The sequence below is a fragment of the Paenibacillus sp. BSR1-1 genome (assembly GCF_030403775.1).
GTDB lineage: Bacteria > Bacillota > Bacilli > Bacillales > Cytobacillaceae > Neobacillus.
Map to the genome: position 1 here is coordinate 53014 of NZ_JAQMWQ010000019.1, position 13290 is coordinate 66303.

The window sequence follows — 13290 nt, forward strand, 5'->3', positions numbered from 1 at the left end:
TTGGAATGAAGACTGAATATAATTATAATGAGCAATTACTTGAGATAACGGAAACGGTAAACGGGGATGATATTGAAATCTCCATTACTCTATTTGACAGTCAGCTAAAGAAAAACCTAAAAAAAGTTCGGGAGTTTTTTGATGAAAATGACGTTATTTCAGATATCTACTTTTACATTCATCCAAATAATAAATATCAAATTATTGTAAGACAAGACTTCTACAATGAATTTTTCATTCAACTATTCAGACAGCAGTTATTGACGGAAATTAAATGGGTATAACAGAAAGAGGATGTCCTAATAAGATGGACATCCTTTGATTGTCGAGAAAGGGAATTTTCTCGGCAATTTTTTATTTGAACGTACCTGCTAAATGACCTGTTGATTTCCGCTCCGGGCACTGGCTTTCCGCGGGGAGGTCCTGGAGCCTCCTCGGCGCTTTTGCGCCTGCGGGGTCTCCAGTGACCTCTCGATACCGCAGGAGTCGAGTGCCCTCCGCTCCAATCAACAGGGGGCAAATCAACCTAATGTATTGGAACACACTTTTTCAAGAAGAAACGTGATGTCAATTTATTTTTTGATAAAACGAAGAAGGTGGTCATCTGGAACAAAATCATCAATAGAAACAAATTTACATTAACTTTGAAAAAACTCTTTGGCTTAAACATTCTTTATTATTTACTGTGATTTGATGTTCTTATTGAAAACACCTGTTGATTGGAGCGTAAGGCGCGAAGACTCCTGCGGGAGTACGGGGCTGGGGAGACCCCGCAGACGCTTCAGCGTCGAGGAGGCTCCCCGGCACGCCCGCGGGAAGCGAAGCGCCTGGAGCGCAAATCAACAGACTAGTTGAAAAGCCTATAACCATTAAAATATTAAATATATTAACGCAGTGAATTGTTTAAGAATATAAAAAAAAATAAAAGGCTATCGAAAGTTTTTCGACAGCCTGAGGATGTCCTAGTAAATGGACATCCTTTTTTGTTTGATTATTACCCAATCCACTTTTTCTGGAAGGCTGAAATGTTTGCGTATTCTTCTTTTAACAGTCGTGATAGGCGAATATAGATTGGGATTAATTCCTGATAAATTTCAACATTTTCAGGAACAGGTTCATGATGATTTGTTGCCCCGACCATTTTTGAAACCACATTTAATGAATTTACTTCTCCTAAACTATATAAGCCTAATATGGCAGCACCCAGACATGAGCTTTCAAAGCTTTCAGGAATACTTACTTCTTGATTAAATATATCAGCCATCATTTGACGCCAAAGCTCTGACCGGGCAAATCCGCCAGTGGCCTGAATTTTTTTCGGTTCCCCGATTAATTCCTCTAAGGCCAAGAGTACTGTATACAAATTGAAAATAACTCCTTCTAATACAGCCCGAATTAAGTGCTCTTTTTTATGATGCAATCCTAATCCGAAAAACGAACCTCTTGCATTCGCGTCCCAAATTGGCGCCCTTTCTCCGGCAAAATAAGGATGAAATAAAAGTCCGTCCGAACCAGGTGTGATGCGTGAAGCAATCTCTGTTAACACTTCATAAGGGTCCTTCCCCAGACGTTTTGCGGTTTCCACTTCGGCGGACCCAAGTTGATCCCGAACCCATCTAAAAAGCATGCCGCCATTATTAACCGGTCCCCCGATAACCCAATGATTTTCGGTCAGTGCATAACAGAAAATCCTTCCTTTTGGATCGGTGACTGGTTTATTTGTCACAGCCCGTATGGCTCCACTCGTTCCAATGGTAACGGCTACAACTCCTGGATCAATTGCGTTTACACCTAAATTGGACAACACTCCGTCACTTGCACCGACAACAAAGGGAGTGTCTATCGGAATCGTCATCTCTTCCGCAAAACTTTCATTTAAACCCGTTAGACTGAAGGTAGTGGAGACCGGCTTTGATAACTTGTCAGAAGAAATCCCTGCAACGCTTAGTGCTTCTTCATCCCATTGCAAGGAAATTAAATTAAACATCCCCGTTGCTGATGCAATCGAATAATCGATTACATATTCTTTAAAAAGTTTATAAAAAACATATTCTTTAATTGAAATAAATTTATATGTACGATTAAAAATGTCTCCCTGTTCATTCCTTAACCAAATTAACTTTGAAAGCGGGGACATTGGATGAATAGGGGTTCCAGTTCGAAGATATATTTCATGCCCATTCATTTCGTTTAATAATTTCTCCGCCCATTCTGCACTTCGGTTATCTGCCCATGTAATACAATTGGTGAGAGGCTTACCAGATTCATCTACTGCAATTACACTGTGCATTGCTGAACTAAACGATATACAAAGGATATCTTTTGGTGCAGTTCCACTTTTTTTAATGACTGTCTTTATAGTATCAATCACAGCTTGAAAAATTTCTTCAGGGTCTTGTTCCGCAGTAGCTGGCGTTGGCGAAAATAAAGGGTATTCAATTCCATGAGTCGCTATCACTTTCCCGGTTTTTGAGAACAGAACTGATTTTGTACTCGTTGTACCGATATCAACGCCAATAACATATTTTTCATTCATAAATCCATACCTCCAAAAAGGAAACTAGTTAATATTTTTTACTTTTGTAATCGTTTGCGGGAAATATTTTTTCACAGCTATTATTATGTTATACTGATAGTATCTACTGACTTAAGAAAGGAAATCCGTAATGACAGAAAGCTGCCTTGGAAAAATACGTTCGTATTACGCAAGATTTAGCGATAAAGAAAAGAAAATTGCCAATTATATTTTAGATAATCCAGATAAAATTATTCACTGCACAATTAATGAGGTAGCTGAAGATTTAAACGTTGCCGATGCCACAGTGTTTCGTTTTTGCAAACGAATTGGTTATAAAGGCTATCAAGCATTGAAAATTGCCCTTGCTTCAGAAATCATCACGCCGATTCAGCAAATCCACGAAAAAATTTCAGAACATGACAGCGAAAAAACCATTTCGGAAAAGGTCTTTCAATCCAATATTCGCACCCTCGAAAATACATTACAAATCATGGACAGTGATTCCATCCGAAAAGCAGTTGAATTGCTTCATTCTGCTGACAAAGTGGAGTTTTATGGAACGGGAGGCTCGGCACTTATTGCCATGGATGCGTTTCACAAGTTTATTCGAACTGGTATCAAAGCATTTGCTTTTTTAGATTCCCATTTTCAGCTCATGTCTGCATCACAGTTAACAAAGAATGATGTCGCAGTAGTCATTTCCCATTCTGGAACCAATAAAGATACAACTAATATTTTAAACACTGCAATTGAAAGCGGTGCCAAGACGATTGGAATTACCAGTTTCCCCAAGTCACCGATTAGCCAAAATGTCGATGTTGCCTTATATACTAGTTCAGACGAGACAGAATATCGCTCTGAAGCACTTGCTTCGAGAATTGCCCAATTAAGCCTTATTGATGCCCTTTATGTAAATTTGATGATCCTAAATAAAGAAAGAGCTAAAACAGCCATTGAAAAAATTAGAGGTGCCATTTCTGATACGCGTATATAATGAAAACTTTAAAAGATGAACCCAATGCGGGTTCATCTTTTTTATACAACTCGTGATGCTATACAAATACATTTAGGATGAGAATAAACACTAATGCTGCTGTTGCTATGATTGTTTCAAGTGCAGTCCATGTCATTAATGTTTCTTTTACTGACATTCCAAAGTACTCCTTGAACATCCAGAAGCCCGCATCATTAACGTGTGAAAGAATGAGTGACCCTGCTCCAGTTGCTAATACCAGTAGTTCAGCGCTGGTACCAGGCATAGCTGCTGCAATTGGTGCAACAATTCCAGCTGCTGTCATCATAGATACAGTAGCAGATCCTGTTGCAACGCGGATCATCGCTGCAATTCCCCAGCCTAAAAGGATTGGTGACATATGTGATTCTTTTGCTAAGTCAGCGATGTATGTTCCGATACCAGAATCAAGTAATACTTTATTAAATGCTCCGCCTGCACCAATCACTAATAGGATTGAAGCAGTTGGTGCTAAACAGTCATTCGTAAATTTCAAGATTTTTTCACGATTCATGCCACGAGAGAAACCAAGGCTAAAGAAAGAGAAAACCGTTGCAATTAATAACGCAACTACTGGATCCCCCAAGAATTTAAGTGCTTTATAACCAAAGCTTGCTTTATCTAATTGGATTTCCGCAATAGATGCAACAAGCATAAGAATAACAGGAAGAAGAACTGTAAAAATTGTATTGAAAAAGCTTGGTAATTCTTTTAAATCCTTCGGAGCTGACATTTGTTCAGCTAATTCTTTTGGAACATCCTTGTGAATGCGTTTTCCAATCCAGTTTGCATATACTGGACCTGCGAGAATTGCAGTTGGCAATCCAACGATAATGGAATAAAGAATGGTTTTACCAACATCTGCTTTAAAAATTCCTACTGCGGCCATGGCTGCTGGATGCGGAGGAACCAAACCGTGCACTACTGAAAGACCAGCTACCAAAGGTACCCCAATTTTAACTAAAGAAACACCTGTTTGACGAGCAATCGTAAAGGCTAATGGAATTAATAACACAAAACCAACCTGGAAGAATACAGAAATACCTACGATAAAACCAACAAACATCATGGCCCAGTGTACATTCTTTTGACCAAAACGGTTAATCAGCGTTTGAGCAATTCTTTCGGCACCGCCGGATTCTGCCATCATTTTACCAAGCATTGTACCAAGACCAAGGACAATAGCAAGGAATCCTAACGTATTACCCATACCAGCTTTAATGGAATCAATAATTCCTGGATGATCTGGAGCTGCTGGATCTGTAACCAAAGGCATACCCGTTGCCAACCCTACTCCAACCGCTGTGATAATTAATGCGACGAACGGATTTAATTTTGCAACTGTAATTAACAATAGTAACGCTACAATTGCGGCAAATACAATCACTAATAACATTGATGAACCCCCCCATATAAACTAACTTGTTTTATTTTTACATGCATATTTCTGAAAGCACTTTCATGTGATATTGATTATATGAAAAAAAATTTCTTAATGCAATATGTTTTTTAAAAAAATATTTATTGAAATATTAGGAAATAAAAAAAGTTACTGTCATGATTAATCTGAGCAGTAACTCTTTTTTTATTCTTTATTTAATAAATCGTATCCAGTTTATCTTAGCTTAATGCTTTCCAAACCTGTTCATATACTTTCTTTAATGGTACATTATGCAGTCTTGAAATGGTTTTGCATTCCTCAAATTCCGGTGCACTTTGCACAACCTGTCCATGATAAATTCCCTCTTTTACCGTTACCGTTCCCCATTCAGTCATAATTTTTCTAAACTTTCTTACTAGCCGATGAACAGTTAAAGGATAATACCGTATACCAAGTGTGGTCTTTTCATGAAATAAAATTTCTTTCATTCTATTTACATTTTGAGATGAACATAGCAATTGGAGCATAATGCCCGGCCGATTTTTTTTCATATAAATAGGAGTATAAAAAACATCATTTGCACCGACCTCGAATAGCAGGTCCATTACATTTCCCAGCCATTCACCTGGAATATCATCGAGATTGACTTCCATTTTGACCATTTGATCATCAAGGTGTTCATGATAGTGAAATCATTTTACCTCTCCAATAACGACACGAAGTACGTTTGGCCTGTCCTTAAAAGTTTTTGTTCCTGCTCCATAGGTGAATGCCCGCAACACCTACGTCGTATATCCGATGAACTTTACTCCCAAGGACTTCAGCTGTAACGGCTGCTTCTTCGGCTACTCTTAAATCAGATGTTCCTGCAGCAACCACCGCAATGTATCCCTGAGTATTTCCTGCCGGGCGTGCTTCATCCTTCCAAAATAGAATATGTGCTATTTCGTTATAAGTAAAATCAGGACAGGTTTTCTGGACCGCTTCTGCTTTTTCTTTGGAAATTCTTGTTACTAAAACTTGATTATTTCGTGCTTTTAGTACCTGAATAATGGTGGCGATTTGCTCAGCCGTTTGTCCTTCGCCAAAAACAACTTCAGGGAACCCCTGTCGTTTCTTTCGATGGTGATCAACTTTAGCAATGCCCAAATTCTCAAATGTAGCTAGCTTCTCTTTTGCCTCTGCAACGCTGAGGGTACCTTTTGAACCTGCTCCAAAATTTCCTCAAGCATGAAATTCCCCCCAATCCGAATCATAATGATTATTAAAAATACTTCGCGATATCTACTGCCAGCTTCTCATATTTCTTGTAAACCTTTTTATAGATCTTACTGTTTTCTATATTTGGAAGAATCGCTTCTCCCATAGGGATATTCTTTTTAATCTCTTCGAAGGAACCAGCTTTACCAGTGGCCACTAATGCCGTCCATGCTGCCCCCCATGCTGCACTGTGATGACTTTCAGAAACATAAATTTCAGCTTCAAATACATCAGCCATCATTTGCAGCCAAATCGGAGACCTGGATAAACCGCCGTTTACATAGATTTTTTGCGGCTCGCCAGCTAATCTCTCTAAAGCTTTCCCAATTTGATAGAGATTAAAAGTAATTCCTTCTAATACGGCACGAATAAAATGTTCTTTACTGTGGGTAATCGAAACCCCATAAAAATTTCCTTTTGCCTGCTGATTCCAAATCGGCGCTCTTTCACCATTTATATAAGGAAGAAAAATAATACCATCGGCCCCAGGAGCAACTCGTCCTGCTTCTGCAAGGAATTCATCATAACTTCCTTCGTAATTCAGAAGATCTTTTAACCATTGCAAGGCAATTCCGCCATTGTTCGTTGGTCCGCCAATGATGGAAGTGTCCGCTGTAAAGGAATAACAAAAGGTTTCTTGGTTTTCACTTATTTTAACGCCTTTGGTAAATTGTCTAATTGCCCCGCTAGTACCCACTGAAACAGCTGCTTCCCCAGGAAGAATAGCACCGATTCCAAGGTTTGCTAATTGTCCGTCAGCAGCTCCAATAACAAAAGGTGTACTAGGATCGAGACCAATTTCTTCCGCAATATTCGGGTTGATTCCTGTTAATATCGCAGTCGGCGGAACGACGTTCGAAAGCTGTCTTTCGTCTATACCGGTTAATCCTAATAATTCCGAATCCCAGCTTTGTGTCGCTGGATTAAATAAACCTGTTGCAGAAGCCATCGAATAGTCAATCACACGCTGATTAAACCAAGTGTGAAGCACAAACTCTTTAATTGACATATAGTAGGCTGCCAGATTATAGGGTTCATAGTTTGTTTCATTCATCCATAAAAGCTTGACGAATGGTGTCATCGGGTGAATAGGCGTGCCTGTGTTGGCATAATATTTGCTCCCGGTTTTTTCCAATATTTTTTCAGCCTGATCAAAGCTTCTTCCATCTGCCCATATAAGTGCTGGAGATATCGGCTTTTTATTTTCATCAACACATATGAGTGAATGCATTGCCGCTGAAAATCCAACGGAAAGTATTTCATTTTTTTCAATGGCTGCTTTGTTAATCGCATTTCTTACCGCTTTAATTGTTAACCTTTCGATTTCTATTGGATCCTGCTCTACCCATCCAGGCTTAGGATAATAAGAGGTAATCATTTCTTCTGAATCGGCGATGAGTTTTCCAGTCAAATTGAATACACATGCTTTGACGCTAGTTGTTCCAAAATCAATACCCATTACATACTCTTTATACATGCTTCCTCTTCCTTTTCAAATAAAACATAGTATATCTTTATTTTTAGTATCGTTAAAAGAAAAAGCCTTGGAGGATTCCAAAGCCTTTTCATTTAGCTGTTTAGGATAAAACTTTGTTCATACTGCCACTTTGGTAGCCAATTAAATCTAAAGTAATATATTTATATCCATAGGTTTGAAGTTCTTTGACTATAGAATCGTGGTTAATCAAAACAATCTTCATGTCGGCCGGTTCTACCTCAATTCTAGCAATCTCCTGATGAGTTCGAACCCGGACCTGCCGAATTTGTAAAGATTTTAAATAGCTTTCCGCTTTTTCAACCTTTGTTAACTTTTCTTTAGTAATATATTCACCATATGCAATCCTTGAAGATAGACAGGCAAACGATGGTTTATTCCATGTTGGTAAATCGAAATTTCGTGAAAGTTCTCGTATTTCTTCTTTGAAAAGATTCGCTTCTTGCAGTGGTCCGCGGATTCCTTTTTCTTTTGCAGCCTGCATGCCTGGTCTAAATTCATTCATATCATCAGCAATGACGCCATAAATCACATTCTGAAATCCCTTTTCTTCCATGACCGGGATTAAATGGTCAAATAGACTGCTTTTACAAAAATAGCATCGATTCTTATTGTTCTCCGCATATCCAGGAATCGCTAACTCTGATGTTTCGATTACCTGGTGCTGAGCACCTATTTTATCAGCAAGTATTTTTGCCTCTTCCAGTTCACTTGAAGGATACGTTTCTGAATCTGCAGTTACAGCCAAAACACGGTCCGTGCCCAATGTCTCCACAGCTGCTTTTAAAAGAAAAGTACTGTCCACCCCTCCTGAGAATGCGACCACCACTGATTCCATTTCACGGAGAATTGACTGTAGGTTTTTATACTTCTCTGTTTGCATTGTCCCCTCTCCCATCTTTTTAGAGCCAATCACTAATATATAATTATGTGAGATATTATATTGTCATGCTACCAAAGCCGCCATCTACTCGAATCAAGGCTCCTGTTACGAAGCTTGAAGCCTTTTCAGATGCAAGCCAAACGGTTGCCCCTTGTAGTTCCTCCGCTTCCCCAAAGCGATTCATTGGAGTATGACTCATGATCGATTCAATTCGTTCTTTATCTAGGATTTTTCGGTTTTGTTCCGCTGGGAAGAACCCTGGAATAATAGCATTCACACGAATTCCATTCGGTGCAAATTCTCGTGCTAAGAACTGTGTAACGCTGTTAAGGCCCGCTTTGGAAACGGAATACGTAAATACTCTAGAAAGAGGTGTTGTGGAAGAAACAGACGAAATATTAATGATACTTCCCTTTCTTTCCTGCTCTATCATTCTTTTAGCAAAAATCTGACAGGTTAATATAATCCCCTTCAAGTTTATATCCATAATTTTGTCATATTCATCCATTCCAAGATCAAAGAAAGGTGTTGCACTATTCGTACCAGGAGCATTTAAAAGAATGTCCCAGCCGCCGGACCATTGTTCAATTTCTTTTGCTGCTTGAATTAATGAATCCTGTGAGCTGACATCCGCAGCAAATGCTTTGGCTTCTCCGCCATTTTGTTCAATTTCTTTGACTACTTCTTCAGCTTTTTCAAGGTTTCGCCCGACAATTGCCACTTTCGCACCGTGTGCTGCCAACCCTTTTGCCATTGCTGAACCCAGTACACCATTTCCCCCAATGGCTACTGCGGTTTTCCCTGTTAAATCAAATAAATTTGTCATGTCTCTTCTCTCCCCTATACTCTAGAATAAATTTCCGTTCTCCTCAAAAGGAAACTCATAGACTTCTGATATTTGCTCCATATTTGGATGATTTTTTATATACTCAAGCAATGGTTCAGATACTTCAATTTCACTAAGCTTTAATGTATTTTTAATCCGTACGAGTTTGACAGTTGTAAAATCTAAGATATTACATGTTTTTATGGCTGCTTGAATGGTCTGTTTATCATTAGGTAAGGTTGTTGCAATTTTTGTAGGAGCGACAACAGTAGAAGTCAACCCATTGGCATAGGTTCCTTCTAAATCCATTTTGTCAACAAGGCGCTGACAGGTAAAATCTGCAGTTCCAACACCATTGGCATTTCCCTCTGACTCTCGAGTGACATCAAGCACGACCATCTTGCTTACATCGGGACCACCTGACGCATAAGGTGTTGGATAGCGGCCAGTGATATTTGGGTCCATTCCATCACCCGAAATATTTTTACCAATTTCATCAATCACCAAGACATCTATTTGATCAAAAAACAATTTTGGCAATAAGGCTTTGGCTTGTTTCTGTAAATCTGGTTCTTTTTCAATAATCTCATCTGGTGTTAACACATCAACAATGGCTACCCTGTCAAATGCATTTTCAACCGAAGCAACGCCAAAAAGGAATGGTGTTTTTTCCATGATAATCTTGGCCATGGCCGGTACATTTTCAGCCATATACTTAAACCCCATTTGATGACATGCTTCTGCCCCTTTTTGTTTCCCTAAACCAATACTGATCATCTTCATGATGCCGCTTTCAACTGGGCCCCTAAAGGCGGTATGGGGTTTCACCCGATTAATCACTACGATTCCATCAGCATCTGAAGCATATTTATCCACATATACTGGCAGACCGTTTGGCAGTTCGCTAATCTTTACAACTTCCATCGATGAGCGAATTTCACAGCCAACACTTTCCTCGGTGACGCCAAGATGCGCTAACACTTCTCTCTGTCCTTCTGCAGTCGCACCGCCATGGCTTCCCATACTTGGCACAATAAAGGGTTCGGCTCCTAATTCTTTTAAAAATTTCACGGTTACTGCCGTAAGTTCAACAAGGCGATCAAGCCCTCTGCTGCCGACAGCAATCGCAATTTCCATTCCAGGTTTAATTTGTTTCTGGATTTTTTCTCGTTGTAATTTTTCTTCTAGTTCTTTTTCAAGGTTTTCAATTTTCGTATCATCAAAATTTACTCTTACTTTGGCCATCTTCGGAATTGGAATATCTTTAACTAATTCTTGCAGAATACCCATGGATATATTCACTCCTTTTCATTGTTTAAAGTGTTCCTCGCGGGATTATATTCCATGTAATTACTTTGTCAGTTACTTGAAATCCCTTTCATTTTTAAGGCGATTTATAAATTTATTCATTTTAATTTGTTTACCAAACAAACTAATTACCTGTATAATATCATTATGCCTCAAAAACGTCAATAAATATGTTATTAAAGGAGAAATTTATGCTTACTGGGGATGCAGCTTACATTAAAAAAATCAATCGTTCCTTAATCCTTAGCAAAATTATTGAGCACGGGAGGGTTTCTCGTTCAGATATAGCGAAAATAACTGGCTTAAATAAAGCAACAATCTCTGTTCAGGCAGCTGATTTATTAGCTGAAGAGTTAATTATCGAAACACCCAAGGAGCATAAAAATCTTGGCAGAAAGCCAATAATGCTTTCGATTAATCAGAATGCTGGATTTTCCTTAGGAATTGACCTTGATAAATCTACCATAACTTTTACGTTATCAGACTTATGCGGCAGGCCTATTTCTACGGAAACACTTGCGCTTCAAACCAATGATTATAATGAGATTCTCTTTTTATTATCAAGGTATATTAAAGATTATAAAGGAAAATATTCCAATACCCGCTATGGACTGATTGGTGTAGTGATTGGAATTCACGGTATTGTGAATAACGATGAAATCATCTACTTCGTCCCCCACCACCAATGGCGTAACAAAAATTTAAAAAATGATTTGAAAAATGAAACCGGTGTCAATATATTTATCGAAAATAACGCAAATTTGTGCTCGTTTTCTGAAATCGTCTATAAACACCATCAAAGTGAAAATTTGTTATCTGTTAGTCTGTATTCTGGAATTGGTCTGGGACTGATGGTTAATAAAGAATTAATAAAAGGATACCATGGTTATGCAGGAGAAATAGGACATATGATTGTTGTTCCAGAAGGAAAATTGTGCAGCTGCGGGAAAAAAGGCTGTTTTGAACAATATGCTTCTGAAGCCAGTTTTATTAGGCGATTAGCTGAGATAAAACAAATAGACGCCATTAGCTATGAAGAATTGAAAGATTGGATTAACAATGGGGATTGTGCTACTTGTTATCTAATAAAACAATTTATTAAAGTATTAGCCGGCGGCCTTAATAATATTATAAATCTATATAATCCTGAGATTGTGGTTATTAATAGCGAACTTCTCCGATTGTTTCCTGAAGCTGTTTTTGAATTAAAAAATCATTTGAACTCTTCAGTTGGTCACTATCGTGAACTGGTAATTTCAGATTTCGGAAAAAAGGCTTGTATCTTAGGCGCTTGCGCGATGGCGATTAAGAAGTTTTTAGAGGTGCCAGAACTAAATTTGTCTTTGGTTGATCATGGATAACGAGCGATTCTTTCGATAAATTAACAAACTCTTCACTTTTTTGACAAGCCGAGTCGGTTTTATTTTATAAAATGGACTCGGAGTGATCAAAAACATAAGGAAGTGTCACATGGCAAAGAAGAATCGTATTAAATCCAAAGAATTAAGAATTTTAGGATCCTTGAACACACGAATGACGCTTGCTGAAAAAGATCAGCAACGTTATTACAGCCTTAAAAAGGGTTACGAAGGTGAAGTAATGTTTGATACATTAACTGCGAAGTTACAGTGTGAATGCACGATCTTAAACGACTTGTTATTCAAAGTAAACAACTCCACGTTCCAAATCGATACACTGATAATAATTTCAGAGAATATGCATGTTTACGAAGTGAAAAATTATGAGGGTGAGTATTTTTATGAAGATGAGAGGTTATACAAAAAGCCCAAAACTGAATATAGTGATCCCCTAGTTCAATTGAACCGAAGCGAATCACTACTCCGCCAATTACTGCATCATGAAGGTTATCAATTCCCCATTGAAGGCAAGGTTGTATTTATCAATCCTGAGTTCACTCTATACCAAGCACCACTAGATAAGCCTGTTATTCTTCCAACACTAGTAAATAGTTATTTAAAAAAATTAGATTTGACGCCATCGATACTAACTACCCGGCAGGAAAAACTTGCTGACAAACTAATGTCACTTCATATTGAAGAAAATCCTTATACGATATTACCTCCCTATAAATATGATGATGTTCGGAAGGGGCTTACATGTGCTTTATGCAACTCGTTTTCGATTTCTGTCACTGGAAAGAAATGTGTGTGTGGAGATTGTGGGCATGAAGAATTGGTAACAGTTGCTGTTATGCGATGCGTACGGGAATATGTGCTTCTTTTTCCTGATCGAAAAATTTCTACTAATGTTATTCATGAATGGTGTGGGGTTGTGGAGTCAAAAAAAAGAATTCGCAGGATTTTAGAGAAAAACTTTAAAATTGTCGGTGTTGGACAATGGGCTTATTTCGAGTATTGATTACAAATAATTTTTATAAACTTATTAAGGACATTTCTTTTGCATTTTTTACTAGTTTTGTCCCTAAGAGCCATTATTGGGGACATTTCAATTGATTTTTTTACTAGTTTTGTCCCCAAGACCCGTTATTGAGGACATTTCAATTGATTTTTTAACTAGTTTTGTCCCCAAGACCCGTTATTGAGGACATTTCTATTGCATTTTTTACTAGTTTTGTCCCCAAGACCC

At 38.3% G+C, this 13290-nt stretch carries 11 protein-coding genes and 1 pseudogene; 4 read left to right on the plus strand and 8 right to left on the minus strand.

What is annotated here, in order from left to right; translation table 11 throughout:
* Positions 1-5: 5 nt before the first annotated feature.
* The gene (locus tag PH210_RS21810; protein ID WP_289988486.1) at positions 6-284 is read left to right on the plus strand and encodes a hypothetical protein; all 279 of its coding nucleotides are present in this window, start codon (positions 6-8) and stop codon (positions 282-284) included.
* 710 nt (positions 285-994) lie between these two features.
* Here the strand turns inward: PH210_RS21810 and gntK are convergent.
* Complete coding sequence (gntK, locus tag PH210_RS21815; protein ID WP_289988487.1) at positions 995-2536, minus strand: gluconokinase; 1542 nt, start codon at positions 2534-2536, stop codon at positions 995-997.
* A 130-nt stretch (positions 2537-2666) separates the two neighbouring features.
* Between gntK and PH210_RS21820 the strand changes: the two genes are divergently transcribed.
* On the plus strand, positions 2667-3512 hold the full coding sequence (locus tag PH210_RS21820; RefSeq protein WP_289988488.1) for a MurR/RpiR family transcriptional regulator: 846 nt from the start codon (positions 2667-2669) through the stop codon (positions 3510-3512).
* Between the two features lie 58 nt (positions 3513-3570).
* Here PH210_RS21820 and PH210_RS21825 read toward each other — a convergent pair whose 3' ends face one another.
* The 7 genes and pseudogenes from PH210_RS21825 to PH210_RS21855 all read right to left on the minus strand — a co-directional run bounded on the left by PH210_RS21825 (position 3571) and on the right by PH210_RS21855 (position 10665).
* Positions 3571-4926 carry a GntP family permease gene (locus tag PH210_RS21825; protein WP_289988490.1) on the minus strand — a complete coding sequence of 452 codons (1356 nt, stop codon included), beginning with the start codon at positions 4924-4926 and terminating at the stop codon, positions 3571-3573.
* 224 nt (positions 4927-5150) lie between these two features.
* A pseudogene (gene larC2, locus PH210_RS21830) lies at positions 5151-5591 on the minus strand (nickel pincer cofactor biosynthesis protein LarC2); the annotation flags it as partial.
* 58 nt (positions 5592-5649) lie between these two features.
* A complete protein-coding gene (locus tag PH210_RS21835) occupies positions 5650-6060 on the minus strand; it encodes an AIR carboxylase family protein (RefSeq protein WP_289988492.1) in 411 nt (136 codons plus the stop codon).
* A gap of 115 nt (positions 6061-6175) precedes the next feature.
* The gene (locus PH210_RS21840; RefSeq protein WP_289988493.1) at positions 6176-7648 is read right to left on the minus strand and encodes a gluconokinase; all 1473 of its coding nucleotides are present in this window, start codon (positions 7646-7648) and stop codon (positions 6176-6178) included.
* A 100-nt stretch (positions 7649-7748) separates the two neighbouring features.
* Complete coding sequence (gene larE / locus PH210_RS21845) at positions 7749-8549, minus strand: ATP-dependent sacrificial sulfur transferase LarE (protein ID WP_289988494.1); 801 nt, start codon at positions 8547-8549, stop codon at positions 7749-7751.
* Positions 8550-8604: 55 nt separating this feature from the next.
* Positions 8605-9375: an SDR family oxidoreductase gene (locus PH210_RS21850; protein WP_289988495.1), complete on the minus strand. Its 771-nt coding sequence runs from the start codon at positions 9373-9375 to the stop codon at positions 8605-8607.
* A 21-nt stretch (positions 9376-9396) separates the two neighbouring features.
* Entirely contained in the window at positions 9397-10665 is a 1269-nt protein-coding gene (locus tag PH210_RS21855) for a nickel pincer cofactor-dependent isomerase, group 22 (protein ID WP_289988496.1), read from the minus strand.
* A gap of 209 nt (positions 10666-10874) precedes the next feature.
* Here PH210_RS21855 and PH210_RS21860 point away from each other — a divergent pair, with 209 nt between their 5' ends.
* On the plus strand, positions 10875-12044 hold the full coding sequence (locus PH210_RS21860) for an ROK family transcriptional regulator (RefSeq protein WP_289988497.1): 1170 nt from the start codon (positions 10875-10877) through the stop codon (positions 12042-12044).
* A 109-nt stretch (positions 12045-12153) separates the two neighbouring features.
* Complete coding sequence (locus PH210_RS21865) at positions 12154-13062, plus strand: nuclease-related domain-containing protein (RefSeq protein ID WP_289988498.1); 909 nt, start codon at positions 12154-12156, stop codon at positions 13060-13062.
* The last annotated feature ends 228 nt before the right edge of the window (positions 13063-13290 follow it).